At 61.9% G+C, this 24,501-nt stretch carries 23 protein-coding genes; 9 read left to right on the forward strand and 14 right to left on the reverse strand.

Going from position 1 to position 24,501, the window contains the following annotated elements; all coding sequences use genetic code 11:
• Positions 1-5: 5 nt before the first annotated feature.
• From AC1DYQ_RS01605 to gabT, 8 genes are all read right to left on the reverse strand, one after another.
• Positions 6-1,505, reverse strand: coding sequence for a sensor histidine kinase (locus AC1DYQ_RS01605; RefSeq protein ID WP_477685846.1), 1,500 nt, complete (start codon positions 1,503-1,505; stop codon positions 6-8).
• Positions 1,486-2,181, reverse strand: a complete 696-nt coding sequence (locus AC1DYQ_RS01610; RefSeq protein ID WP_477685288.1) for a response regulator — start codon at positions 2,179-2,181, stop codon at positions 1,486-1,488. Before AC1DYQ_RS01610 ends, AC1DYQ_RS01605 begins: the two co-directional genes overlap by 20 nt.
• 53 nt (positions 2,182-2,234) lie before the next feature.
• Positions 2,235-3,713, reverse strand: a complete 1,479-nt coding sequence (locus AC1DYQ_RS01615) for an NAD-dependent succinate-semialdehyde dehydrogenase (RefSeq protein WP_477685289.1) — start codon at positions 3,711-3,713, stop codon at positions 2,235-2,237.
• 174 nt (positions 3,714-3,887) lie between these two features.
• Positions 3,888-4,712, reverse strand: coding sequence for an ABC transporter permease (locus AC1DYQ_RS01620; protein ID WP_477685290.1), 825 nt, complete (start codon positions 4,710-4,712; stop codon positions 3,888-3,890).
• A gap of 35 nt (positions 4,713-4,747) precedes the next feature.
• Positions 4,748-6,001: an ABC transporter permease gene (locus AC1DYQ_RS01625; protein ID WP_477685291.1), complete on the reverse strand. Its 1,254-nt coding sequence runs from the start codon at positions 5,999-6,001 to the stop codon at positions 4,748-4,750.
• A 20-nt stretch (positions 6,002-6,021) separates the two neighbouring features.
• Positions 6,022-7,050 carry an ABC transporter substrate-binding protein gene (locus AC1DYQ_RS01630; protein ID WP_477673368.1) on the reverse strand — a complete coding sequence of 343 codons (1,029 nt, stop codon included), beginning with the start codon at positions 7,048-7,050 and terminating at the stop codon, positions 6,022-6,024.
• Between the two features lie 67 nt (positions 7,051-7,117).
• A complete protein-coding gene (locus AC1DYQ_RS01635; protein ID WP_477685292.1) occupies positions 7,118-8,203 on the reverse strand; it encodes an ABC transporter ATP-binding protein in 1,086 nt (361 codons plus the stop codon).
• A gap of 27 nt (positions 8,204-8,230) precedes the next feature.
• Positions 8,231-9,523 carry a 4-aminobutyrate--2-oxoglutarate transaminase gene (gabT, locus tag AC1DYQ_RS01640; RefSeq protein ID WP_477685293.1) on the reverse strand — a complete coding sequence of 431 codons (1,293 nt, stop codon included), beginning with the start codon at positions 9,521-9,523 and terminating at the stop codon, positions 8,231-8,233.
• 218 nt (positions 9,524-9,741) lie between these two features.
• Between gabT and AC1DYQ_RS01645 the strand changes: the two genes are divergently transcribed.
• The gene (locus tag AC1DYQ_RS01645) at positions 9,742-11,157 is read left to right on the forward strand and encodes an aminotransferase-like domain-containing protein (protein ID WP_477685294.1); all 1,416 of its coding nucleotides are present in this window, start codon (positions 9,742-9,744) and stop codon (positions 11,155-11,157) included.
• 94 nt (positions 11,158-11,251) lie between these two features.
• Complete coding sequence (gene alaS / locus AC1DYQ_RS01650) at positions 11,252-13,912, forward strand: alanine--tRNA ligase (protein ID WP_477685295.1); 2,661 nt, start codon at positions 11,252-11,254, stop codon at positions 13,910-13,912.
• A 103-nt stretch (positions 13,913-14,015) separates the two neighbouring features.
• On the opposite strand, the gene egtD is transcribed toward alaS, so the two are convergent.
• Together egtD and AC1DYQ_RS01660 are read right to left on the reverse strand one after the other, a co-directional pair.
• Complete coding sequence (egtD, locus tag AC1DYQ_RS01655) at positions 14,016-15,044, reverse strand: L-histidine N(alpha)-methyltransferase (protein WP_477685296.1); 1,029 nt, start codon at positions 15,042-15,044, stop codon at positions 14,016-14,018.
• Between the two features lie 243 nt (positions 15,045-15,287).
• Positions 15,288-15,794 (reverse strand): N-acetyltransferase family protein, encoded by a 507-nt coding sequence (locus AC1DYQ_RS01660; protein WP_477685297.1) that lies wholly within the window; start codon positions 15,792-15,794, stop codon positions 15,288-15,290.
• A 148-nt stretch (positions 15,795-15,942) separates the two neighbouring features.
• Here AC1DYQ_RS01660 and AC1DYQ_RS01665 point away from each other — a divergent pair, with 148 nt between their 5' ends.
• The 7 genes from AC1DYQ_RS01665 to AC1DYQ_RS01695 all read left to right on the forward strand — a co-directional run bounded on the left by AC1DYQ_RS01665 (position 15,943) and on the right by AC1DYQ_RS01695 (position 20,627).
• Entirely contained in the window at positions 15,943-16,500 is a 558-nt protein-coding gene (locus tag AC1DYQ_RS01665; protein ID WP_477685298.1) for a TlpA disulfide reductase family protein, read from the forward strand.
• Positions 16,501-16,643: 143 nt separating this feature from the next.
• Positions 16,644-17,765 (forward strand): transglutaminase-like domain-containing protein, encoded by a 1,122-nt coding sequence (locus AC1DYQ_RS01670; RefSeq protein ID WP_477685299.1) that lies wholly within the window; start codon positions 16,644-16,646, stop codon positions 17,763-17,765.
• A gap of 324 nt (positions 17,766-18,089) precedes the next feature.
• Complete coding sequence (locus tag AC1DYQ_RS01675) at positions 18,090-18,422, forward strand: hypothetical protein (protein ID WP_477685300.1); 333 nt, start codon at positions 18,090-18,092, stop codon at positions 18,420-18,422.
• Positions 18,423-18,506: 84 nt separating this feature from the next.
• Complete coding sequence (locus AC1DYQ_RS01680; RefSeq protein WP_477685301.1) at positions 18,507-18,830, forward strand: hypothetical protein; 324 nt, start codon at positions 18,507-18,509, stop codon at positions 18,828-18,830.
• Positions 18,831-18,901: 71 nt separating this feature from the next.
• Positions 18,902-19,093: a hypothetical protein gene (locus tag AC1DYQ_RS01685; protein WP_477685302.1), complete on the forward strand. Its 192-nt coding sequence runs from the start codon at positions 18,902-18,904 to the stop codon at positions 19,091-19,093.
• Between the two features lie 118 nt (positions 19,094-19,211).
• Positions 19,212-19,925 (forward strand): hypothetical protein, encoded by a 714-nt coding sequence (locus tag AC1DYQ_RS01690; RefSeq protein WP_477685303.1) that lies wholly within the window; start codon positions 19,212-19,214, stop codon positions 19,923-19,925.
• Positions 19,926-20,084: 159 nt separating this feature from the next.
• The gene (locus tag AC1DYQ_RS01695; RefSeq protein WP_477685847.1) at positions 20,085-20,627 is read left to right on the forward strand and encodes a class I SAM-dependent methyltransferase; all 543 of its coding nucleotides are present in this window, start codon (positions 20,085-20,087) and stop codon (positions 20,625-20,627) included.
• 74 nt (positions 20,628-20,701) lie between these two features.
• Here AC1DYQ_RS01695 and AC1DYQ_RS01700 read toward each other — a convergent pair whose 3' ends face one another.
• The 4 genes from AC1DYQ_RS01700 to AC1DYQ_RS01715 are packed head-to-tail and all read right to left on the reverse strand — an operon-like array spanning position 20,702 to position 24,422.
• Positions 20,702-21,616 (reverse strand): RluA family pseudouridine synthase, encoded by a 915-nt coding sequence (locus AC1DYQ_RS01700; protein WP_477685304.1) that lies wholly within the window; start codon positions 21,614-21,616, stop codon positions 20,702-20,704.
• 18 nt (positions 21,617-21,634) lie between these two features.
• Complete coding sequence (gene trmB, locus AC1DYQ_RS01705) at positions 21,635-22,375, reverse strand: tRNA (guanosine(46)-N7)-methyltransferase TrmB (protein WP_477685305.1); 741 nt, start codon at positions 22,373-22,375, stop codon at positions 21,635-21,637.
• Complete coding sequence (gluQRS, locus tag AC1DYQ_RS01710) at positions 22,372-23,352, reverse strand: tRNA glutamyl-Q(34) synthetase GluQRS (protein ID WP_477685848.1); 981 nt, start codon at positions 23,350-23,352, stop codon at positions 22,372-22,374. Before gluQRS ends, trmB begins: the two co-directional genes overlap by 4 nt.
• Entirely contained in the window at positions 23,349-24,422 is a 1,074-nt protein-coding gene (locus AC1DYQ_RS01715) for an NAD(P)/FAD-dependent oxidoreductase (RefSeq protein ID WP_477685306.1), read from the reverse strand. Before AC1DYQ_RS01715 ends, gluQRS begins: the two co-directional genes overlap by 4 nt.
• Between the last annotated feature and the right edge of the window lie 79 nt (positions 24,423-24,501).

Consider the following 24,501-nt stretch of genomic DNA (forward strand, 5'->3'; position numbering starts at 1 on the left):
GTGCTTCAACCCTGGGGATCGGACGCCAGCGGCAGCCGCAGGATGGCGCGCAAGCCGGAGCCGAGGCCAGCTTCGGCCAGCTCGATGTCGCCACCGTTGCGCCTGGCATAGGCGCGTGCGATGGCCATACCGAGCCCGGCGCCGCGCGCGCCTTTTTCCGTGGGGCCGGCCGAATGAAAACGTTCAAACACTTCTGCGTGCCGCGCTTTGGCTATGCCCGGGCCGTCGTCGCGCACCTCGGCGAGCGCCGCGCCATCGCCGGTGCTCACCTTCACGGTGATGTGCCCGCCCGGCGGGGTGTAGACAATGGCGTTGTGCACCAGGTTGGACAGCGCCTCGTGCAGTTCGGCGCCGCGAGCCAGTACCGGGGCTGCAGGGTTTTTGTGCAGCGCGTCGGGCACCGGTGCATCTTCAGCCGCGTCCAGGCCCAGGTCCTGGTTTTTCTCATGGGCCAGTGTCAGGTGCTGCAGCACCACGTCCCGCGCGATGCTGTTGAGGTCCACGACGGCGGGCGCGTCTTCGGATGGTGCACCGTCGCTCGCATGGGCCAGCGACAGCAGTTGCTCGCACAGGCGCCGGCTGCGCGAGATCTGCACGACCATGGCGCGCAAGGTCGTGTGAAGCAGTTCAGGGTCTTTTTCGCGCAGCGCGACGCCGGCCTGCGTCAGCATGATGGCCAGCGGTGTGCGCAGCTGGTGCGATGCGTCGGCCAGGAACTGCGATTGCTGCTCAAGCAAATCGCGGTAGCTGGCCAGGTGCTGGTTGACGGCGTCGACCAGCGGCGCCACTTCATGCGGCACGTTGGCCGTGTCCAGCGGCTTGAGGTCACGCCCCTTGTTTTGCAGCACGGTTTTTCGCAGGCGCTCCAGCGGCCGCAGGGACCAGGTCACACCCAGCCAGACCAGCAGAATCATCACCAGCACCATGCGGGTGTCGCGTATCAACTCCTGCCGCAGCGTGGCCGCCTGCGCCCGGTCGCGTGGTTCGGTGCTTTCTGCCACCTGGATCAGCAGGTCAAAGGCCTGGCCACGCTCGTCAAGCACTTTGCTTTGAAGCGCCACCACACGCACTGCATGGTCCCGGTAGTCGCTGTCGTACCAGACCACGGGGGAGGCGATGGAAGAGGGCGAGGGGGCCTGCTGCGCAGGCGGTGCAGGCAGGTCGGTTGCGCCTAGCAAGGTCACCTCACTTGTAGAGTCCACCCCTTGCGGCGTCAATCCGATATGCAGGTACTTTTGCAGCGGGCCGGCGGCATCGACCACCGCCTGTACCACCAATGGCGCGTTCAGGTGCAGCAAGCCGTCCGGACCCACCGACAGACTGCCGCGCAGTACATGGACGGATTCGAGCATGGCCTGGTCGTAAGCGTCCTGCACCTGGTTGCGCAAGGCTCGGTAGTCGTTCCAGCTGTCCAGGGCCAGCAGGCCCAGGATGGCCGGGAGCAGCAGCGTCAGCAGGCGCGCGCGTATGCCGAAGCGGTCAGGGTCAGTCCGCAGCGTCTTCATGCGCTTCACGTGCGGTAGCCTCCAGCATGTAGCCCAGGCCGCGCACGGTGACGATGCGCACGTCGCCGCCGTCGAGCTTGCGGCGCAGCCGGTGCAGCACCAGTTCGATGGCGTCAGGGCCGGCATTGCTGTCGGCCGGAAAGACTTTGGCCGAGAGCTGTGACTTCTCCACTGGCGAGCCGCTGCGCGCCAGCAGCACTGACAACGCGGCGCTTTCGCGCGGCGTGAGTTGCAGCAGCGTGCCGGCCAACGTGAAGGCGCGGCTGTCGTGGGCGCATGAGAGCGAACCGCACTGCAGCGGCGCGTGCGAGCGCCCCCGGCTGCGTCGCACCAGCGCGGCGATGCGGGCCTCGAGTTCTTCAATCGCAAAGGGTTTGGTCAGGAAGTCGTCGGCTCCGACGTTCAGGCCTTTGACCCGGTCTTGAAGCGAGCCCTGCGCGGTCAGCACCAGCACGGGCGTGCGGTTGCCTGCCTTGCGAATGTCGGCCAGCAGGTTCAACCCGTGTTTGTCGGGCAGCCGCAGGTCGAGCACGATCGCGTCGTAGTCATTGCCGGCCAGCAGCGACTCGGCGGTGCCGGCGTCCGGCGCATGGTCGGGCACAAAGCCGCTTTGCTTGAAAGCGCGCACCAGCCAGGCCGCCATCTCGGCTTCGTCTTCCACAAGCAGCAGGCGCATGGCGGGGTGGCGGGGTAGGGTGCAGGTTTAAGGTTAAGGCGCGGGGAACGGTTTCAGCGCTGGATGTCGCCCAGGCACAGGTACTTCATCTCCAGGTACTCTTCCATGCCGTGGCGCGAGCCTTCGCGGCCCAGGCCCGACTGCTTCACACCGCCAAAGGGCACATGTTCAGTGGCGATGACACCGGCATTGATGCCGACCATGCCGTACTCCAGCGCCTCGGCCACGCGGTAGATGCGGCCGATGTCGCGGCTGTAAAAATAGCTGGCCAGGCCGAACTCAGTGTTGTTGGCGGCGTCAATCGCCTCTTGCTCTTTGTGGAAGCGGAAGACCGGAGCGAAAGGGCCGAAGGTTTCTTCGCGGGCGCAGAGCATGTCGGCTGTGGCTTCAGAGATCACGGTCGGCTCAAAGAACTGGCCCTTGATTTTGTGGCCACCCGCAAGCAGTTTTCCGCCTTTGGCCATCGCGTCATCCACATGGCGCTGCACCTTGTCGACGGCGGCATCCTCGATCAGCGGACCTTGCACCACGCCGTCCTCAAAGCCGTTTCCGACTTTCAGCAGCTTGACCTTGGCGGCGAATTTCTCGACAAACTGGTCGTACACGCCGTCCTGGACATAAATGCGGTTAGCGCAGACGCAGGTCTGGCCGGCGTTGCGGTATTTGCTGGCCATCGCGCCTTCCACGGCCGAATCCACGTCGGCGTCGTCGAACACGATGAAGGGCGCATTGCCGCCCAGTTCCAGTGCCAGTTTCTTGATCGAAGGTGCGCTCTGGGCCATCAGGATGCGGCCGACTTCGGTGGAGCCGGTGAAGCTGATGTGGCGCACCACGTCGCTGGCGCAGAACACCTTGCCCACGGCAATGCTGTTGGCGCTGTCGGCTGTCAGCACGTTGAGCACGCCGGCCGGAATACCGGCGCGAATGGCCAGCTCGGCGGCGGCCAGGGCCGTCAGCGGTGTGAGCTCGGCCGGCTTGATGACCACGGGGCAGCCGGCTGCGAGAGCCGGGGCGACCTTGCGCGTGATCATGGCGAGCGGGAAGTTCCAGGGGGTGATGGCCGCGCACACGCCGATCGGTTGCTTGATGACCATCAGGCGGCGGTTGTTGTCGAACTGGGGCAGGGTCTCACCGTTGACGCGCTTGGCTTCCTCGGCAAACCACTCGACAAAACTCGCACCGTAGGCGATTTCGCCCTTGGCCTCCGCAAAGGGCTTGCCCTGCTCGGCGGTCATGATGCGGCCCAGGTCTTCCTGGTTGGCCATCAGCAGCTGGTACCACTTGAGCAGGATGGCGTGGCGCTCCTTGCCGGTCTTGCTGCGCCATGCGGGCCAGGCCGCGTTGGCCGCGGCAATGGCGGCTTCGGCATCCTGGGCGCCCAGGTTGGCCACATCGGCCAGCTTCAGGCCGGTGGCCGGGTCATTGACATCAAAGCGGGATGAACCGGCGACCCACTGGCCATTGATCAGTGCGTCGGTCTTGAAAATGCTGGGGTCTTTGAGAAGGGAAATAGGGGAAGTTTTCATGTCCATGGAGATGTCCTGAAAAGGAGGGTGTGTTTGGGGGTATCTGGGCAATGGGGCTGATTTTGACTGCTTTCGGGACGGGGTGCTTTGGCGCCGCTCGTTCCCCCGGTGCCAATGAGGGGCGGACGCCGTCACCCGCAGCTGGCGGTCCTGCAAGGGCATGGCATCACAAATGCCTTGTCAGCCCCGGCGCCCGCGTAACCACTCGAGGAACAGCAAAAGCGCCGTGGTGAACAGGATCAGCAGTGTGGCAACAGCGGCGATCGTGGGGGAGATGTTTTCCCGGATGCCGGTGAACATCTGCCTCGGCAGGGTGGCCTGGTCCGCGCCCGCCAGGAACAGCGTGACCACCACTTCGTCAAACGAGGTGGCAAATGCAAACAGCGCGCCCGAGATGACACCCGGGGCGATGACCGGCAGGGTGATCCTGAAAAACGTCCGCAACGGGGTCTCGCCAAGGCTGAGCGACGCGCGCACCAGGTTGTGGTTAAAGCCCGCAAGCGTTGCGAGTACGGTGGTCAGCACAAAAGGCGCACCCAGCGCGGCATGCACCACGATCAACCCGAAGTAGCTGTCGGCAAGGCCCAGCGGGGCGAAATACAGGTAGGTGGCCACGCCGACAACGACGATGGGGACCACCATGGGCGCGATGAGGATGCCCATGAGCAGGCTCTTGAACCGGAAGTTGGTTCTGGACAGGCCGACAGCTGCCAAAGTGCCCAGCGCGGTGGCGATCAGTGTTGCTGCGGGGGCCACGATGAAGCTGTTTTTTGCGGCCCTTGCCCATTCCGGTGAATCCAGCAGGTTCTGGTACCACTTCAGCGACCAGCCTGGAATGGGGTAGGTCAGGAACGAGCTTTCTGAAAAAGACAGCGGCACCATGACCAGGATGGGCGCCAGCAGAAAAACCAGAATGGCGACGCATGCGGCGCGCATCAGCCACCAGCCGGCCTTGTCTGCCAGGGTGGCATAGCGGGGAAAGGCGGGCCCTTTGATTTTGAACATGGTGAATTGGCGTCTGGGTCTGAAAAGGAAGGATGTCAACCGATGCTGAGCTCGGCCTTGCCGATGCGCCGGTAAACGCTGTAAAGAACCATGGTGGCCGTCAGCAACACCGCGCCCAGCGCACAGGCCATGCCCCAATTGACTTCGACGTTGGTGTAGCGGGCGATGTAGTAGCTCAGCATCTGGTCATCCGCACCGCCAAGCAGGGCGGGGGTGACGTAATAGCCGATCGACAGGATGAACACCAGCAGCGCGCCTGCGCTGATGCCAGGATAGGTCTGCGGCACATACACCCGAAAGAAGGCAGACAGCGGTGCGCTGCCCAGCGACACGGCGGCCCGCACGTAGGTTGCCGGTACATTCTTCATCACGCTGTAAAGCGGCAGGATCATGAAGGGCAGCAGGATGTGCACCATGGCAATTACCACGCCTGCGCGGTTGAACAGCAGCGCCAGGGGGCTGTCTATGAGGCCGATACCCATCAGCCCGCGATTGACCAGGCCTTCCGATTGCAGCAGGACGATCCAGGCCGCCACGCGCACCAGAATCGATGTCCAGAAAGGCACCAGCACCAGGATCATCAGCAGGTTGGCCTTGCGCGCCGGCAACGAGGCCAGCCACCAGGCCAGGGGGTAGCCCAGCGCCAGGCAAAAAACGGTGACCAGAAAACTGATCTGAAAAGTTCGCAGCAAAATGGCGCCAAACGCGCGCTGGTCCGGCGGCATGCGCTCCACCTCGCCCTTGCTGTCTCGCCGCAAGTCCACCGATGCCAGCAGATAGTCGGGTGTCCAGCGGGAACTGTTTTTGGCAATCGCTTGCCAGAAGAGGGGTTCCGCCCAGCGTGGGTCGAGCTGGAGCAGCCTGGCCTGTATTTCTTCAGGCGAGCCCGTGACAGGCAGCGCGCGATAGGTCCCCATGACAAGGGAGCGCGCACCCGGCACTTCGGAGTTGAGGCGACGTGCCAGTGCACCGGCATCAGAACTGTCAGAAAGATGGCCCAGGTCTTCCACCAATGCTGCGTAACTTGCAGGGCCGGGGGGCGTCTGGGCGTTCCAGTCCTTGAGGCTTTTCGCCGTCCGGGGCAGCGCCCGCGCCACCTCCGGATTTTCAACGGCGCGTTGCAACAGGGCCGCAATCGGCACCAGCAAGGTCAGCAGCAAAAACACCAGCAAGGGCACTGTGAGTGCAAAGGCGCGCCATTTTCGACGAGCGTCTGCGCGCGACAGCGCCTGACGCAATGTGACGGCGTCATTGCCCTGAAGGGCGCCCTGGCTGGTGATGCTGCTCATGGGGTACTTGTTCCGCCGGTTTATTGCGTGGCCCAGGCGGCAAAGCGTTTTTCAAGCGCCTCGCCCTGGTCGGCCCAGAAACCAACATTCATCTGGATGGCTTCTTTCGCGTTGGCCGGAGAGGTCGGCAGATCGTCCAGCACCTTCTTGTCGAGCTTGGCCAAAGCCTGGTTGTTGACGGGGCCGTAGGCAATGTTCTGGGCATAGACGGCCTGGGTGGCGGGCTGGCTGGCAAAGGCGATGAATTTCATCGACGCGTCCTTGTTGGGTGCGCCTTTGGGGATGACCCAGTAATCCAGGTCGTAAATGCCGCCGGGCCAGTAGATCTTCAGGTTGCGGCCTTCACGGTTGGCGGCGTCGATGCGGCCGTTGTAGACGGTGCTGAGGGCGACGTCACCGGCCACGAGGAACTGGGCAGGCTGGGCGCCGGCTTCCCACCACTGGATGCTGGGCTTGAGCTCTGTCAGCTTGCGAAACGCGCGGTCAGCGCCGTCCTTGGTGGCCAGGACCTTGTAGACGTCGGCAGGCTTGACACCGTCAGCCAGCAGTGCAAATTCCAGGTTGTAGCGGGCGCCCTTGCGCATGCCGCGCTTGCCGGGGATCTTCTTGACGTCCCAGAAATCGGCCCAGCTTGTGGGGGCTGTCTTGACCTTGTCGGCGTTCCAGGCCATCACGGTGGACCACACAAAAACGCCCACACCGCATTCCTTGACCGCCGCGGGCAGAAAGTCTGCCTTGGGGCCGATTTTGCTGAAGTCGATTTTTTCAAATAATCCTTCATCGCAACCGCGCTGCACATCGGGTGCTTCGACCTCGACCACATCCCAGGTGACTTTTTTCGTCTCGACCATGGCTTTGATCTTGGCCTGCTCGCCGTTGTATTCCACGGCAACAACTTTGGTGCCTGCTTTTTCGAAGGGCTCGTAGTAGGCCTTTTTCTGCGCATTGGCATTGGCGCCGCCGAAGTTCACGACGGTGATCTGCTGCTGCGCGAACGCGGGTACGGCCAGGCACGAAGCCATGGCAAGGGCGATGATGTTTTTCTTCATGGTGCTATTTCCTCGGTGGTTGATAAAGGCGGAAGGGAACGTTGAAAACGGTGAAAAGAGAAAGCGGTTACACCGCATAAATCCGCGTAAATTCGGGCGGAAATTCGAGGTGCACCGCTTCGCCCGGTTGCGGCGGCGGCTGACCGTTCAACAGGGTGAGCGGCAGCTTGACTGTCGCTTCCGGCTGGCCGGCGCCGATGTCGCACAACAGCCGCAGGTGGTCGCCGAAATAGATGATGCGGGCCACGTGCGCGGGCAAAGCACTGGCAGGCGATGCCGGCACCTGGCGATGCAACACAATGCGCTCCGGCCGGATGTAGGCTTCGACCTGCGCGCCAGCCGTCGCCTGATTCACGTTGGTGCCGCCCAGAGCGCGGCCATCCGGCAATTCGATGCCTGTGGCATTTCCCTTGCCTTTGAGTACCGTGCTGTCTCCGACGAAACTGGCAACAAAACGGTTGGAGGGCGTTTCATACAGGGCTTCCACCGGCGCCAGCTGCTGGATCGCGCCGTCGTTGAAAACCGCCACCCGGTCGCTCATCGTCAAGGCTTCCCCCTGGTCGTGCGTGACATAGACAAACGTGACGCCCAGCTGCTTGTGCAGTTCCTTCAGTTCGATCTGCATGTGCTCGCGCAGCTGCTTGTCGAGTGCGCCCAGCGGTTCGTCCATCAGCACCAGCTGGGGCTCGAACACCAGGGCCCGCGCCAGGGCAACGCGCTGCTGCTGGCCACCCGACAGCTGCCCGGGCAGGCGGTCCGACATGCCCGACAGGCGAACCATGTCGAGCGCACGCTTGACGCGGCTGGCCTGCTCGCTTTTTGACACCTTGCGCACCGTGAGCGGATAGGCCACGTTCTGGCCCACCGTGAGATGCGGGAAGAGGGCGTAATTCTGGAACACCATGCCGAAGTTGCGTTTGTGCGGCGGTGTGCCGGTGATCTGCGAACCGTTGAGGAAAATTTCCCCGGCAGTCGGCGACTCAAAGCCGGCAAGCATCATCAGTGTGGTGGTTTTCCCCGAGCCGGAGGGGCCGAGCAGGCTCAGGAATTCCCCGCGATGAATGTCGAGGTCGAGCTGCTGCACGACAAGCTGTTCGCCGTCATAGGTTTTCTGCACGCCAGAAAAGCGCGCAAGGACATCGTTATCAGTCATCGTTTTTCCTGAACGGGGCCACGTAGGTCAACGTGATGCGGTGAAGCTGTCTGCCAGGATTTGCAGGCCTTCGTCCAGCAAGGCGTCTTCGGCCGTGAGGGGAACCAGAATCCTGATCACATTACCGTAGGTGCCGCATGAGAGCAATATCAATCCGCGCCGGGCGGCTTCGGCCACCACGCGTTTGGTCAGCGCCGCATCGGGACGGGCTGGGTTGCCGTTTTCAAAAAGCTCTATGGCCACCATGGCGCCAAGGCCCCGCACGTCGCCGATAGAGGTTTCTTTTTTTGCAATGGCGTGCAGGCCTTTGACCAGATGAGCACCCAGCGTTTTGCTGCGCGCCAGGAGTTTTTCTTGCTCAAAGGCCTTGAGGACGGCCAGTGCTGCCGCACAACCGATGGGGCTGCCTGCGTAGGTGCCGCCCAGGCCCCCGGGGCCCGGCGCGTCCATGACCTCGGCCCGGCCAACCAGGCCGGAGATCGGGAAGCCACCCGCCATGGATTTGGCAATGGCGATCAGGTCGGGCGCCACGGGCCACTGTTCGCTGGCATACCAGGTGCCTGTGCGTCCGGCGCCGGTCTGGACTTCATCGGCGATCAGCAGGATGCCGTGCTTGTCGGCCAGCTCTTTCAGGCGGCTGATGAACTCCGGGGGGGCGATATAAAAGCCTCCTTCGCCCTGCACCGGCTCAATGATGAAGGCCGCCACGCGCTCGGGTTCGACGTCGTTTTTGAGAATCTGTTCAACCGAGTGCAGTGCCTGATCGATGCTCACGCCGTGCAGCGCGTTGGGGTATTCGGCATGGAACACTTCGCCGGGAAAGGGGCCGAACCCCAGCTTGTAGGGTGCCACCTTGCCGGTCATGCCCAGTGTCATGTTGGTCCGGCCGTGGTAGCCGCCCGTGAAGGCGATGATGCCGGGGCGCTTGGTGTAAGACCGCGCCACCTTGACCGCGTTCTCAACCGCTTCGGCGCCGGTGGTCAGCAGCAGGGTCTTTTTGGCGAAATTTCCGGGTGCCAGGGCATTGAGCTTCTCGGCCAGTTCAACGTAGGGCTCATAAGCGACCACCTGAAAGCAGGTGTGCGTGTAGAGGTCGAGCTGGGCCTTGACGGCGGCAATGACTTCGGTGTGCAGGTGCCCGGTGTTCAGGACGGCGATGCCACCGGCGAAGTCGATGTAGCGGCGGCCTTCCACATCCCACAGTTCGGCGTTTTTGGCCCGGCTGACAAAAATCTCGTGGGCCTGGCCTACGCCGCGTGTCACGGCGGCTTGGCGGCGCGCCATCAAGGCGGCGTTGCTGGAAGTCTGGTTTGGCTGCATGGTGAAGGTGATTTCCGGAATTTCTGGGTTGACTGGGTGGACTGGGTGGACTGGGTTGAGGAAGGAGATGGGTGGACTTTAGAAGTCGGGGCAAGGCCCGTCCATGTACACCGCCGCGCTGTTTTCGACACACTGTGCGGGTCTAGAATCCTGTACATGGATTCCCCAACCCGGTGCATGGGCATTGCGATGCACAATCTGCCCTTTTTGGTTTTTTGATGCTCACACTTCGCCCGGAACTGCAGACCCCCCTGGTGAGCCAGATCGTTGACGGCCTGCGCGGGATGATTGCCGGGCAAGCGCTGAAACCGGGCGTCAAGCTGCCGTCCATCCGCGGTTTTGCCGCCATGCACGGCGTCAGCGTCTTCACGGTGGTAGAGGCGTACGACCGCCTTGTGGCCCAGGGGTGGCTTGTTTCCCGGGCCAATGCCGGGTTTTTCGTCAAGCGCAGGGGCGATGATGGTGCATCGGGTGTGCCGTACGCGCAGCCCCCGCAGCCTAAATTTGACGCCCGCTGGTACCTCAAGCAGATTTTTGAGAACCGCAACCTGCCGATGAAGCCCGGTTGTGGCTGGTTGCCGCACGATTTCCTGTTCGGGGACGCGCTCCGCCGCAGCATGCGGCACCTGTCGGTGGACGGTTCCTCTCTTGAGGGTTACGGCCTGCCTTATGGGCATATGGCCCTGCGTATGGTCATTGCGGAGGCGTTGGCTGAAAACCAGATATCGGTCGAGGTGGACCAGGTGCTGCTGACGCAAGGCTCCAGCCAGGCGCTGGACCTGGTGGCCCGGCAACTGGTCAAACCGGGAGACACCGTGCTGGTCGATAGCCCCGGTTACCCCAACCTGATGTTCATGCTGCGTTTTCTGGGCGCCAACCTTGTGGGGGTGCCGCGCACCCCTACGGGTTACGACCTGGCTGCGCTGGAGGCGCTGCTGGCCGAGCACAAGCCCAAGGCCTTCTTCACCCAACCCCGTCTGCAAAGCCCGACGTGTTCGATTGCGTCCGCGGCCCATCTGCACCGCTTGCTGCAACTGGCCGAGACGCACGGCTTCACGCTGGTGGAAAACGATATTTACGCCGACATGGACCCGGTCTCGCGGTCTACGCTGGCAAGCCTGGACCAGCTGCAGCGTGTGGTCTACATCGGCAGCTATTCCAAAACAATTTCCCCTAATTTGCGCGTGGGCTACCTGCTGGCACGAGGCGAGCTGATCGAGGACCTGGCACAGCTCAAGATGATTTCGGGCCTCACCTCGTCCGATATCGCCGAACGGCTGACTTTCGGGGTGGTCACCGACGGCCGCTGGCGCAAGCACCTCAAGTCGCTTCGCGAGAAGCTGGCTGCAGCGCACCGCAAGACCGAAAAGAACCTGACCGGCCTGGGGTTTGAGCTTTTCCATGAGCCAGGGGCCGGCATGTACCTGTGGGCCCGGCACCCGGACCTTCCCGATGGGGCCGTCCTGTCCAAAGAGGCTACGCCTGAGGGCATCATGCTGGGTCCGGGCCAATTGTTTCTGCTGGAGCCCCATCCGACGGGTTGGCTCCGCTTTAACGTGGCTTTCAGCGACGATGAGCGCATATGGCGCTTTTTGTCCCACCGCATTGATCTGGGCCGGCAGACAGCCCAATAAAGCGGGGGCATCCCCCTCAAACCTATAATCAAAGGCTTAGCCAAAGCGGGTGAGCCCGAGGGGCGCCGCCTTGCCAAAACCACTATTGCAGACCATGAGCCATCCCACCTCCACGACAGCCTCCACGTCAGCTTCAACGCCCGTATTCACCGTCTCGGACATTCGCAAGACATTTCTTGATTTCTTTGCGTCCAAGGGCCACACCGTGGTGCCCTCCAGTTCGCTGGTGCCGGGCAATGACCCGACGCTGATGTTCACCAACTCTGGCATGGTGCAGTTCAAGGATGTGTTCCTGGGCACTGACAAGCGCCCCTACGTGCGCGCAGCTTCGGTACAGGCCTGCCTGCGCGCCGGCGGCAAACACAACGACCTGGAAAACGTGGGCTACACCGCGCGCCACCACACCTTTTTCGAGATGCTGGGCAACTGGAGTTTTGGCGACTACTTCAAGCGCGAATCGCTCAAATGGGCCTGGGAATTGTTGACCGAGGTCTATAAGCTGCCGCCCGAACGCCTGCTGGCCACGGTGTATGAAGAAGACGATGAGGCCTACAACATCTGGACGAAAGAAATCGGCTTGCCGCCTGAGCGCGTGATCCGCATCGGCGACAACAAGGGCGGCCGCTACAAGTCCGACAACTTCTGGATGATGGCCGACACCGGCCCCTGCGGTCCATGTTCCGAGATCTTTTACGACCACGGCGACCACATCCCCGGCGGCCCACCCGGCAGCCCGGATGAAGACGGCGACCGCTTCATCGAAATCTGGAACAACGTGTTCATGCAGTTCGACATGGCCGCCGACGGCAGCGTCACCAAATTGCCAGCGCCTTGCGTGGATACCGGCATGGGTCTGGAGCGCCTGGCCGCCATCTTGCAGCACGTGCACAGCAACTACGAAATCGACATCTTTGCCGAGCTGATCAAGGCGGCGTCGCGCGAAACCGGCGAAAAAGACCTGGGCAACAAGAGCCTGTTTGTCATTGCCGACCACATTCGTGCCACCGCGTTTCTGGTGAGCGACGGCGTCAACCCGTCCAACGAAGGCCGGGGCTATGTGCAGCGCCGCATCATCCGCCGCGCGATCCGCCACGGCTACAAGCTGGGCAAGAAGACACCGTTCTTCCACAAGCTGGTGGCTGACCTGGCCCGCCTGATGGGCGATGCCTATCCCAAGCTCAAGGCCGACGAAGCCCGCATCACATCCGTGCTGAAAGCCGAAGAAGAGCGCTTCTTCGAAACGCTGGAAATCGGCATGACCATCCTGGACACCGCCCTGGCGGGTGGCGCCAAGGTGCTGCCGGGCGACGTCGCCTTCAAGTTGCACGACACCTACGGCTTTCCGCTGGACTTGTCGGCCGACGTGTGCCGCGAGCGCGGCGTCGAGGTTGATGAAGCCGGCTTCAAGGCCGCCATGGACAAGCAAAAGAACCAGGCACGCGCCGCCGGCAAGTTCAAGATGGACCGTGCGCTGGAATATTCCGGCGAAGGCCACGCTTTCACCGGCTACGAATTGCTCGAAGAGCCCGCCAAAGTTGTCGCGCTGTATGCCGACGGCGTGGCCGTGCAGGCACTCAATGCAGGCCAAAGCGGCGTGGTAGTGCTGAGCACGACACCGTTCTACGCCGAAAGCGGCGGCCAGGTCGGTGACCAGGGCCGGCTCACGGCCGCCGGTTCTACCTTCACGGTAGACGACACGCTCAAGATCAAGGCTGATGTGTTCGGCCACCATGGCACGCAGGAAGAGGGTACGCTGAAAGTCGGCGACACCGTGACCGCGCAGGTCAACACCGCGCTGCGCGCCGCGACCGTGCGCAACCACAGCGCCACCCACCTGATGCACAAGGCCTTGCGTGAAGTGCTGGGCGATCACGTGCAGCAAAAGGGTAGCCTGGTGAATGCCGAGCGCACGCGCTTTGACTTTGCACACAACGCGCCCGTCACTGACGCGCAGATCCGTGAGATCGAAGCACGCGTCAATGCCGAAATTTTGTCCAACGTGGCAACCGATGCCAGCGTGATGGCCATGGAAGATGCGCAGAAGTCCGGCGCGATGATGCTCTTCGGCGAAAAGTACGGGGAGACCGTGCGCGTGCTGACGATCGGCTCCAGCAAGGAGCTCTGTGGTGGCGTTCACGTCAAACGCACCGGTGATATTGGCCTGTTCAAGATCGTGGCTGAAAGCGGTGTGGCCGCAGGTGTGCGGCGCGTGGAAGCCGTCACCGGCGAAAACGCGCTGGCCTATTTGCAGTCGCTCGAGTCCACGGTGGAAGCCGCGGCAGGCTCGCTCAAGGCCAGCCCGTCCGAACTGCAAGGCCGCATCAGCCAGGTGCTGGACCAGGTCAAATCGCTGGAGAAAGAAATCGCTGCGCTCAAGGGCAAGCTGGCTTCTTCACAAGGCGACGAGCTGGTCACGCAGGCTGTTGACGTCAAGGGCCTCAAGGTGCTGGCCGCGAAGCTCGAAGGCGCCGACGCCAAGACGCTGCGCGACACCATGGACAAGCTGAAGGACAAACTCAAAACCGCCGTCATCGTGCTGGCTGCCGTCGATGGCGACAAGGTGCAGATCGCCGCGGGCGTGACTGCCGACAGCGTGGGCAAGGTCAAGGCCGGTGAACTGGTGAACTTTGTGGCCCAGCAGGTGGGCGGCAAGGGCGGCGGCAAGGCCGACATGGCCATGGCCGGCGGCACCGATGCGTCCAAGCTCGGTGATGCACTGAAGTCGGTGCAGGCCTGGGTGACCGAGCGCGCCTGAGGCGGTCCGTCAAAGCGCTATTAATTTGATAGCTGCTCGCGCCCGTTGGTAAAGGGCTGGAGGCCAATTTCGTTCAAGAAATTGGCCTTTTTTCATTCTTTTCTCACTCAACGGCGGCCCAGAACACTGCAAACCAGCTTTGCGGGTCGGTCCAGTAGCGAACCTGCCCGAATCCGGCTTGCCGTAGCAGCGCCGTCATGCTTTCCACGGTGTACTTGTATGAGCATTCGGTGTGGATGCGTTCGCCGGCGCCAAAGCGCCGCGCATGCCCGGGCCAGCGCACCGTGAGGTCCGACAAGGCTTCCAGGTGCATTTCGATGCGCGACTCCGCGGTATTGAAGAGCGCCACGTGGCGCCACTGACGAACATCAAAATCCGCGTGCAGGAGTTCGTTGACGTTGAGCAGCGCGTTTTTGTTGAAGGCAGCGGTCACGCCCAGCGCATCGTCGTAAGCCGCTTCCAGCCGTGCGGTGTCCTTCACCAGGTCAATGCCCAGCAGCAGGCCGCGCGCCTTGCCTTGCGCCGGGTCGGCGATGTGCTGCAAGAACCGCAGGGCCTCTGCCGGATGAAAGTTACCCAGGCTGGAGCCGGGGTAGAAAAACACCCGTTCCTGGCTTTGCACTTCGCGGGGCAACACCAGTCCGGACGAAAAATCCATGCCCAGGCCGACGATGTCGAGCGCGGGAAAACTGTTTTGCACCTGCGCGGCGGCATCGCGCAAAAATTCCACCGAGATGTCGACCGGCACATATTGCCGCGGCTGGAGATGCGGAATGAGCGCTGCGGCCTTGGCGCAATTGCCGGCGCCCAGGTCGATCAGGCAGGCGTTGTGAACGCCGCTCGCGCTCAGCGTGGCGGCGATCTGCGGGTAAGACGCCGCAAATATGGCGGCCTCGGTCCGTGTCGGGTAGTACTCCTCCAGGCCCGTAATGGCCTCGAAAAGTTTAGAGCCCAGCTCGTTGTAAAAGAATTTGGGGCTGATGGTGGCCGTGGGCTCAAGCAAATCCTCTTCCAGCTCCTGCGCCACATTTTGGGTCTGGTCCGATTGCGATGCGTTGTAGAGGTTGATGAACTGCGGCGATGCCGTTGGCAGGGCCTCAGCGAGGCCGGGAAATTTGAGGGGCAGGTTCACGTTGGATCAGCCAGTTAAGTGATATCGACAGATTTAAAAGCAGATAGCGAAACGCCTTTGTAGGACTGAACCGCTTTGGGCGCAAGCGGTGCCGGCCAAATGCTGTCCTATATAGGGTTCTTTTGGACCGTCCGCTGGGCTGGGCGCGGCTTTCACCGCCATCTGCATTTCCTGTGTCACTTGGTCGCTGAATGCTGCCATTTCTTACAAAAAGCCGGGCCGCACCGATATTGCGCGAGTGGCTCAGGGCGTTGGCTGAACCTGGCTTGTGTCCCCCTGCGCGAAGTGCTGCAATGTGTCACCGGCCATGCGGTAGCGCACCCATTCAGCTTGCGGCTTGGCGCCCAGCGACTGGTAAAACTGGATGGCCGGCTCGTTCCAGTCCAGCACGCTCCATTCGAGCCGCCCGCAGCCGCTGTCAAAAGCCAGCCGGGCCAGGTGGCGCAACAGCCGCTTGCCGGCGCCGCTACCCCGGTGTTGGGGCGATACGTACAAATCCTCCAGATACATGCCTTTGCGTCCCAGCCAGGTGGAGTAGCTGAGGAAGTACACCGCAAAGCCCACAGGCTTGCCGTCTATCTCGCAGATGAGAGCGCGGGCAGGCGTCCCGGCCTCAAACAGGCTGCGCTCGATGTCTGCGACGCTCGCAATGACCTCGTGCTCCGCTTTTTCATAGATGGCCAGTTCGACGATGAAGGCGTGAATCACTGCGGCGTCGCCGGTTTGGGCATTCCGGATATGGATGTTCATGAAGGTTCCTGTGATTTGTGTGAAGGCGCCGGCTGGCGCATGCAGCGGATGCTATACGGTCCCTAAAATGCAGTCAGTGCCTGTTCTTGCAGCGATAGAAGTCGTCCACCCCATTTACCCCTCAACCTGCGTACCAACACCAGGGCCCATGCCGACCTCGTTTCCGACCCCGTTTATCTCCCGCCGCCATTTCCTGCTGCAGACAGCCGCCGCCGGCTCAGGTGTCGCCGCGCTTCCCGCAATGTCGCAGGGGCTGACCGGCCCGGCTTATGAAGTGTCTCCCTGGTCCGGTCCATTGGCAGCGTTCTCGCTGGTGGACACCACCGGCAAGACCTGGCGCCCGGCCGATTTGCGCGGCCGTGCCGTGCTGTTGAATTTCTGGGCCAGCTGGTGCGAGCCCTGCCGCGCTGAAATGCCGACGCTGCAGCAGATTGCCGACCTCTACGGCGACGACAAACTGCTGGTGCTGGCCATCAACTTCAAGGAGCCGGCGGTGCGTGCGCTGCAGTTCGCCAAGACCACCGGGGTAACACTGCCGGTGCTGCTGGACCTGGATGGCAAAGTTGCCCGGGGCTGGGGCGTGAAGGTTTTTCCGACAACCTTGATGATCGACCGCACAGGCCGGCCGCGCCAGCGCGTGACAGGCGAGGTCGACTGGACCAGCCCCGCCGCCGAAAAGCTGATTGCCGGCTTGCTCAAGCCCTGAATTTGTCTCGGCACGGCACCGGCGATAATCCAAGGCCAGCCCTTGCGCTGCCTTTTGCGGGCCGTGTGGGCTGCCAGACATCCCGGAGCATCTTTACCTGCCCCGGTGCACGTCGCCCTCACACCCACCCGGAGATACCTTTCATGTCGACCGTACGCCGCACTTTCCTGAAGAACACCGCAGCTGCCACCGTGGCCGCTGCATTGCCCGCCATCAACTTTGCCCAGACGCCTGCCGCCGCGCCCAGCCGCAGCAACTTCGCACCCCAAAGCGGCGCCTGGCGAACTTTCGACGTGACCACGCGCGTTGACATCCTCAAACCGCAAGGCGTGACCAAGGTGTGGCTGCCGATCCCCTCGGTCAACAGCGACTACCAGCACTCGCTGGAAAATGGTTTCTCCAGCAACGGCACCGCCAAGCTCATGCAGGACGGCCAGGACGGCGCGAAGATGCTGTATGTGGAGTTCGCGGCGAGCGAGCCAAAGCCCTATGTGGAGCTGACCAGCCGCGTGCAGACACAAGGCCGTGCGATGGACTGGGCGCAGAAAACCGCCCCCGCCGAAAGCGCCGACACGCTGCGTTACTTCACGCGCCCCACGGCGCTGATCCCGACCGACGGCATTGTGCGCAAGACCGCAGTGGCCGCCACCCAGGGTGCCAAGACGGATGTGGAAAAGGCGCAAAAACTCTACGACTGGATTGTGGCCAACACCTACCGCGAACCCAAGGTGCGCGGCTGCGGCGAAGGCGACATCAAGACCATGCTGGAAACCGGCAACCTGGGCGGCAAATGCGCCGACTTGAATGCGCTGTTCGTGGGCCTGTGCCGCTCGGTGGGCCTGCCTGCCCGCGACGTGTATGGCATTCGCCTGGTGCCTTCAGCCTTTGGCTACAAGGAGCTCTCGGGCAACCCCGCCAGCCTGAAGGGCGCGCAGCATTGCCGCTCCGAGGTTTACCTCAAGGGCTACGGCTGGGTGGCGATGGATCCGGCCGACGTGGCCAAGGTCATGCGCCTGGAAACGGCCGAGTGGATCAAGACCACCGCCAACCCGGTGGTCGCGCCTGTGAACAAGGCGCTGTTTGGCGGCTGGGAAGGCAACTGGATGGCCTACAACACAGCGCATGATGTCGCGCTGCCCAAGGCCAGCGGCGAGAAGCTCGGCTTCTTCATGTACCCCGTAGCTGAAAACGCCGCCGGCCGTTTTGACTCCTATGCGCCGGATGATTTCAAGTATCAGATCACTGCAAAAGAGGTCAAGGCCTGAGCATCACGTGGCGTGCAGCCTGACAAGAGCTGGTGATGCAGGAAACAATGAGACAGCGATTGGAGCCGGTGTTGTCAGGACGTTCTTGCTGTAAAGCGCTTCATTGTTTGGATCAGCATTGTCAGCTTGCCCAACGCCAAAAGCTGTGTAAAACTGGACTGAAAATTTGCGGGGTTTCACGGAATTTTTATAACTGTATAAATTTACCGTGTATGGGCTTGAGGCCCAGCATGCAAGCGGCTTACAGGAGTTTTAGATGCCCAGATTAGATTGCAAGCGCCAGGTTATACCGCAGGTTTTGCGGCATACATTACGTTAGCCCGCATGAACAACAGTCGTCTTCGTCGCGCCGCAGCGTTGTGGATTGTTTTCTCGATCAGCCAGGCGCTGCTCGTTGCAACTGTTTGGGGTTTACTCAACTACGTGCAGTCGCAGCTCAAAGTGGCTTCAACCGAATTGGAGCTCGCTGCTGCAAATCTACTCAGTGGTCTGCATGCAGTTCTTTCATGGCCCGTCAGCCTGCTTATGTTCTCCGATGCTCCTGAGAGCATATTCGTTGGAGCCGCTGTACTTCATTTCGCGCTTTGGGGCGCGGTTTGGCTCACAGTATGGCGTTTCGTTCGTCGCGTGCAACTGAGGAGCGCGCATGAGGGCTAACTGGTCGGCCCACTCGGACGTGCAACATCAGAAGGCCGCTTCGCGGCGTGTATTGCGCGCCGGTGGCCTTCAACGTTAGACCTCATGGACTCCATCGCACATCGACTCACGAAGCTATCGCTCTGGGGCTTGCCGCTTTTATGGCTTGCTCTAGCCGTGTTTGTATGGCTTCGTCACTCATGGCTTGCTGGTGCTTGCTTCGCCATAGCTGGCCTCAGCGGTTTGCTCTGGAACTTATTCTTTTTGCCGATTGGCGTTGGTCGTCCCGCTGAAATCTGGCGCGCAATGGTCTTCGTCGAATATGACGAAGCTCCTTTGGGTCACGTTCTTTCGGTATACCTCCCGCTGCTTTCAAAGCTGTCTCTTGTGGCCGCAGTTTCCATGCTTGCTTTCAAGCGTGCTGTTTAATCCATCATTCCAGCGGACCGCCATTGGCGGCCGCTGAATTCAAACGTCAGGTCGCATAAGAGTAGCCACCCATGTCCAAGGCCATTCATTTCATTGGCGCGCTCTTCGCGATGGGGCTTGTCTGGTTTTTTACCCTCGTGGGCTTGGTCGAGTGGCTAGCGCCGGGCATCGTGTCGGGTTTTGGCTTTGTCGCAATGCTCGCCACTTGCCTGCCACTTGCCGGATACCCCGCATGGAGGCTCTTTGTCCAGCGACGTCCTTAGCAGGGTTCTGCGGTCTAACAGGTCGCTCGATACGGAAAACGTCGCGGCGCATTGCCACTGCGTGCCGGCCAACTCCAATGTCAGGTTTCATTAAATTTTTAAACGCTATGCCCACGACATGATTCACTTAACTCGAACAACCATCGCACTATTCTTTATCTCGATTCTTCCATTGCAATTATGTGCGGCAGAGGCGATTTTGACTCCCGGTGAAAGAGTTATCGCCGTAGCCTCCGTTCAGCCGGTAGAGAAGTTTTCAATTGAAAATGCGCCAAACGGCCTGGATATCATCTTTCCCGGCCCGGCCTTCTTCGTGAAGAAGGGGGTTGAAAAGAATCGAATCAACGAACTTAAGGCGGCGCTGGCAAAGCAGGCCTTCGACGTACAAGAGGAACTTGCATCTGCCACCTTGAGTGCTTTGAAGGAGGCCAACCAAAGCGCCGTACCGGGAGATGGAATCAAATATGAAAAGGACGACCCGACGTCGATTGACTACAAAAATAGCGCAATCGCCGCGGACAGCATACTGACGGTGACCATATCGAATATGGGACTTTATTCCAGTCGGCTAAAGACGACGTTCGCACCCAGGTTGAATGTCTCGTTTGAACTCGTAGACATAAAGACAGAGAATTCGATCTATTCGCAATCCATCAGTTATGGCGCAGACGCCAACAAGAATTCGGATGACGAGATCACCGCCAACGCGAATTACACCTTCGCATCGTTCGAGGATGCCCTCAGTAGAGCGGCGGAGCTGGTTGAGGCGTATCGAGATGGAATCAAGAGGACGGCGCAACTCGCTGCTCAACAAATCAAAGGCGCGCGTTAGGCGGAACGACCGACGGATGCAAGTCAATTGCACTTTTCGCACGCCCATGAAAAACTTACCCCATCATTCCAGCGGACTGCCTGCGGCAACCGCTCACCTCAAACGTTAGGAATCAAGGAACACATGCTCCACGACCCATGGCTTGGCCGATGGCTTCCGATGCTCCAGGAGTCAGCCGACTCACTGCCGGTGCTTGAGATCGGCTGTGGAACAGGCGCAGACACGTCCACCTTGGTCGGTGCCGGCCTTTCCGTTCTCGCCTTCGATCTTTCGGCCACCTCTGTCGCCGCTGCGAGGCTCCGGGCACCTCAGGCACGCATCTCATGCCAGGACATCAGAGATCCGTTTCCCCTCCGCCCTGGCGAAGCTGGTGCCGTTGTGGCAAGCCTTACCCTGCACTACTTTCCATGGCAAGAAACCCTGGAACTTGTGAGCCGCATCAGGCAGACGCTCAAGCCGGGTGGGCTGCTCTTGTGCCGGCTGAACTCGGTTCAGGACAAAAACTTTGGAGCCACTGGGCATCCTGCCATTGAGCCCAACTACTACCTTGTGGACGGCCAGGCCAAGAGGTTCTTTGATGAGCAGGGCGTCGACGAACTGTTCGCAACCGGATGGAAGGTCTTGTCCAGGGAACACCAGACGACCAACAAGTACGTTCGCAAGAAAGCGCTGTGGGAGGTCGTGGTCCAACGCGGCACCTGACCCATCGTTCCAGCAGACCCCCTTCGGCTTGGCGCTATGGGTGACCTGTACCAAGGGTCAAGCCCTGATCAGCGCTACAGATTCCGCAGCGCCAGCCGGCTTTCAAAGCGTCGCTGCTCGCCTGTTACCGGGTCCATGAATGCAATGGATTTGGCCAGCAGCTGCAGCGGGTAGCGGTAGTCGTCTTCCGGTGTGTGCTCTACCGGCGGGTACATGCGGTCATTCAGCAGCGGCAGGCCAAGCGCATTCATGTGCACGCGCAGCTGGTGCTTCTTGCCTGTGACGGGGCTGAGGGCATACAGGGCCTGGTCGCCGCGCACTTCGAGCACATCGATCAGCGTTTCGCTGTTGGGCTGGCCCTCTATTTCACGCTGCCGGAAAAAAGGCTCGTCTTCGACGATGCGGCTTTTGCGCGTGATGGGAAAGCCAATATCGGCGCGCCATGGCGCCACGGCTTCGTAGTGCTTGGTGACTTCATGCCGGCGAAACAGTGACTGGTAGGCATCGCGTTCAGCCGGGTTGACTGAGAACAGCACCAGGCCCGCCGTTTCGCGGTCGATGCGGTGGATGGGTACGAGGCCGTCGATGCCGAGCTGGTTTTTCAGGCGCACCAGCAGGGTCTCCTGCAGATAGTGGCCGGAGGGCGTCACAGGTAAAAAATGCGGCTTGTCGGCCACGACAAGGTGTTTGTCCTGGAACAGCACGGTCTCTTCAAAGGGAATGCGGGGCTCTTCGTCCAGCGCGCGGTAGTAGTACACGCGCATGTGGCCGCGGTAGGGCCGTTCGGCGGTGACGGCTTCGCCGAATTCATCGACCACCAGTCCGTCGTGCATGCGTTGCAGCCACACCTGGCGCGAGATGGCCGGGAAGCGGGCCACCAGGAAATCAGTGATGCTCGGCCAGTTGCCGGCCGGCAGGCCGACGCAGCTGGGGCTGATACCTGCCCGCGTGGTCAAGCCATGCAGCCCGAGCTTGGGTGTTTTACTCACACCCGCGCAGCCGCAAGATCAGGCACGCACAAACACGACGTCCCAGACGCCGTGCCCCAGCTTGATACCGCGGTTTTCAAATTTGGTCAGTGGGCGGTAGGCTGGCTTGGGCGCATAGCCGCCGGCGCTGCTGTCCGCGGTGTTTTTCAGCAGCGGTTCAGCGCTCAGTACTTCCAGGATTTGCTCGGCATAAGGCTGCCAGTCGGTGGCGCAATGCAGGTAACCACCGGGTTTGAGGCGGGCCGCCAGTTTGGTGATCAGCGGTGGCTGGATCAGCCGGCGCTTGTTGTGTTTTTTCTTGTGCCAGGGGTCCGGGAAAAAGATGTGCGCGCCGTCGAGGCTGGCGCGGGGGAGCATGTCGTCAATCACTTCGACCGCGTCATGCTGCAGGATGCGGATGTTGGACAGCTTCTGTTCGTCGATACGCTTGAGCAGGGCGCCCACGCCGGGCGTGTGCACTTCGCAGCAAATGAAATTCTTCTCGGGCATCAGCGCGGCAATGTGCGCCGTGGCCTCGCCCATGCCAAACCCTATTTCGAGGATGGTGGGGGCGCTACGCCCAAAGGCTTTTTCGAAATCAAGCGGCGCATCGGCATAGGGCAGCAAAAACTTCGGGCCCACATCGGCAAAGGCCTTGGCCTGGCCCGCAGTGGTGCGGCCGGTGCGGCGCACGAAGCTGCGGATGTTGTGGGGCGGGTGGGTGTCGGCGGGCGCACCTGCGGGCGAGGCAGGCGGCTCAGGGGGAAGGGTTTCAATCACTTGCCGATTTTAGTCGCCCAGAGTGGGATGGCCTGCTGAAGCCATTCTGCGGGCGTCCGCGCGTTGACTATACGCTCGACTTCCAGCCCCAGCGTTTGGCCCGCCTGGGCCAACAGTGTCAGCGGTTGGGAGGTGTCCAGCGGCTGGGCACCGTTCTGCTTGGACAGCTTTTCGCCATTGGCGCCCAGCACCAGCGGCGTGTGCAGGTAGCGCGGCAGCGGCAAGCCGAGTGCGCGCTGCAGCAGGATTTGCCGCGCGGTATTGTCGGCAAGGTCCTCACCGCGCACGATGTCGGTGATGCCCTGGGCTGCATCGTCCACCACCACGGCGAGCTGGTAGGCCCAGAGGCCGTCCGCCCGTTTCAGGACAAAGTCGCCCACCTCACGGCCGACGTTTTGCATCTGTGTGCCCAGGCGGCGGTCGTTCCAGCGGACTTCGGCTTGTGCGGCAGCTGGTGGCGTGGCATCGATTGCTATTAAATCTATAGCTGCTTGCGCCCGTCCTGATTGGTCAAGGCCACTATTTGGCACATAATTCTGTGTCAAAAACCGCCACGCACGTGCAGCACGGCCATGCAGCCCATTGCGGCAGGTGCCGGGGTACACCAGTTCGCCATGGCGTTCGCGTGGCTGCCCGGAAGCCGCCAGCGCCTGCGCAATGTCCTGCCGCGTGCAGGCGCAGGGGTAGGCCAGTCCCCGGGTGACCAGTGAATCCAGGGCGTTCTGGTACTGGGCGCCGCGTTGTGACTGGTAAACCGGCACTTCATCGGGTACCAGGCCGCAACAGGCGAGCTGTTCAAGAATGACGCGGTCTGCGCCAGGTACGCAGCGCGGGGTATCGACATCTTCGATGCGTACCAGCCAGCGGCCATGGTGTGCCCGGGCATCCAGCCAGCTGGCCAGGGCCGCTACCAGCGAGCCCGCGTGGAGCGGGCCTGTGGGGGATGGGGCAAACCGGCCCCGGTAGGCCGTGTTCAGATGACGGAGAGGGCCATCTCAAGGCCCGAGACAAAGCCGTCTTCTACCCGGTGACCCAGGCACCAGTCGCCGCAGGCGCCAATGCGCGATTTGGCATCCCAGGCGTGTGTTTTGCCCAGTGGCTGCTGCGTCTGGGCATGGCGCCAGCGGTGCACCGCCGCATGTGGCGGCTGGGCGCGGATGCCTGTCACTTCTGTGAAGGCCTTCAGCAGCTTGGCCTTGACGCGCTCGGCGTCGTCTTCGAGGTGGCGTTCCGACCATTCCGGGCTGGCCTGCACGGTCCAGCGTTCGATCGGGCTGCGTCCGGGCTTGGACGATTCCCGCGCCAGCCAGGCAATGCGGTGGTGCGTGCTGCGCGCTGCATTCCAGTGGGGGCCCAGGTGCGCCATGGTGGGCTGCATCGCTTGCGGAAAAGCCAGCATCAGCGTCCAGCAGGGCGCCACGCTGACCTCGGCCAGCTCGGCCACCAGGGGCTTGGCCTGTTGCGAGCTGAGCAACAGGGCCTGCGCCTGCGAAGACGGCACCGCCAGAATGACGGTGTCAAAACCCGAATGGACGCGGCTGTCTGCGCCGGGTCCTTCGGTTTGCAGTTGCCACTGGCTGGCGTGCAGCTTGTCGGGTTCTATCCGCATGACTTCGGTTTCCAGCGCGAGTTGGCCGGCGGCATCCAGGGGCTGGGCCCACAGCCGCACCAGTGCGTTCATGCCGGGTGAGGCGACCCAGTGAGCTTCCTTGGGCGGCAGCGCCGAGGCCACGACACGGCCGAGTTCATCGAGGATGCGCACGGTGTTGGCGCTCCAGGGCCGGACCAGCCCGGTAGCGGTGGCCAGGGCTTTTTCAAAGCGCGCGTCCCGCACGGTGAAATATTGCGTGCCGTGGTCAAAACCGCCGAATTCGCTTTCGCGTGTGGCCATCCGGCCGCCGGCGCCCCGGCTTTTTTCAAACACCGTGACGCGGTGCCCGGCCTGCACCAGGGTACGGGCGCAGGCAATGCCCGCAATGCCTGCGCCTATGACGGCAATGCGGCGCGGAGCCGCGGATTCAGGGGAGCGGATGGATTTTTTTGTCATGTCTTTGTACTTTTGTGCGGTTTGACGAATGGGCGTGCTGCGGATCGTTCAAGCGATTTGCGGCGTCCCGGCGTATGTC

The sequence above is a fragment of the Polaromonas sp. P1_F4 genome (assembly GCF_056405675.1).

Excerpts from the sequence above, each read along its gene's own strand:
- AC1DYQ_RS01605 (WP_477685846.1), bottom strand. The coding sequence starts at position 1,505 with ATGAAGACGCTGCGGACTGACCCTGACCGCTTCGGCATACGCGCGCGC.
- AC1DYQ_RS01610 (WP_477685288.1), bottom strand. The coding sequence starts at position 2,181 with ATGCGCCTGCTGCTTGTGGAAGACGAAGCCGAGATGGCGGCCTGGCTG.
- AC1DYQ_RS01615 (WP_477685289.1), bottom strand. The coding sequence starts at position 3,713 with ATGGACATGAAAACTTCCCCTATTTCCCTTCTCAAAGACCCCAGCATT.
- AC1DYQ_RS01620 (WP_477685290.1), bottom strand. The coding sequence starts at position 4,712 with ATGTTCAAAATCAAAGGGCCCGCCTTTCCCCGCTATGCCACCCTGGCA.
- AC1DYQ_RS01625 (WP_477685291.1), bottom strand. The coding sequence starts at position 6,001 with ATGAGCAGCATCACCAGCCAGGGCGCCCTTCAGGGCAATGACGCCGTC.
- AC1DYQ_RS01630 (WP_477673368.1), bottom strand. The coding sequence starts at position 7,050 with ATGAAGAAAAACATCATCGCCCTTGCCATGGCTTCGTGCCTGGCCGTA.
- AC1DYQ_RS01635 (WP_477685292.1), bottom strand. The coding sequence starts at position 8,203 with ATGACTGATAACGATGTCCTTGCGCGCTTTTCTGGCGTGCAGAAAACC.
- gabT (WP_477685293.1), bottom strand. The coding sequence starts at position 9,523 with ATGCAGCCAAACCAGACTTCCAGCAACGCCGCCTTGATGGCGCGCCGC.
- AC1DYQ_RS01645 (WP_477685294.1), top strand. The coding sequence starts at position 9,742 with ATGCTCACACTTCGCCCGGAACTGCAGACCCCCCTGGTGAGCCAGATC.
- alaS (WP_477685295.1), top strand. The coding sequence starts at position 11,252 with ATGAGCCATCCCACCTCCACGACAGCCTCCACGTCAGCTTCAACGCCC.
- AC1DYQ_RS01660 (WP_477685297.1), bottom strand. The coding sequence starts at position 15,794 with ATGAACATCCATATCCGGAATGCCCAAACCGGCGACGCCGCAGTGATT.
- AC1DYQ_RS01665 (WP_477685298.1), top strand. The coding sequence starts at position 15,943 with ATGCCGACCTCGTTTCCGACCCCGTTTATCTCCCGCCGCCATTTCCTG.
- AC1DYQ_RS01670 (WP_477685299.1), top strand. The coding sequence starts at position 16,644 with ATGTCGACCGTACGCCGCACTTTCCTGAAGAACACCGCAGCTGCCACC.
- AC1DYQ_RS01675 (WP_477685300.1), top strand. The coding sequence starts at position 18,090 with ATGAACAACAGTCGTCTTCGTCGCGCCGCAGCGTTGTGGATTGTTTTC.
- AC1DYQ_RS01680 (WP_477685301.1), top strand. The coding sequence starts at position 18,507 with ATGGACTCCATCGCACATCGACTCACGAAGCTATCGCTCTGGGGCTTG.
- AC1DYQ_RS01685 (WP_477685302.1), top strand. The coding sequence starts at position 18,902 with ATGTCCAAGGCCATTCATTTCATTGGCGCGCTCTTCGCGATGGGGCTT.
- AC1DYQ_RS01690 (WP_477685303.1), top strand. The coding sequence starts at position 19,212 with ATGATTCACTTAACTCGAACAACCATCGCACTATTCTTTATCTCGATT.
- AC1DYQ_RS01695 (WP_477685847.1), top strand. The coding sequence starts at position 20,085 with ATGCTCCAGGAGTCAGCCGACTCACTGCCGGTGCTTGAGATCGGCTGT.
- AC1DYQ_RS01715 (WP_477685306.1), bottom strand. The coding sequence starts at position 24,422 with ATGACAAAAAAATCCATCCGCTCCCCTGAATCCGCGGCTCCGCGCCGC.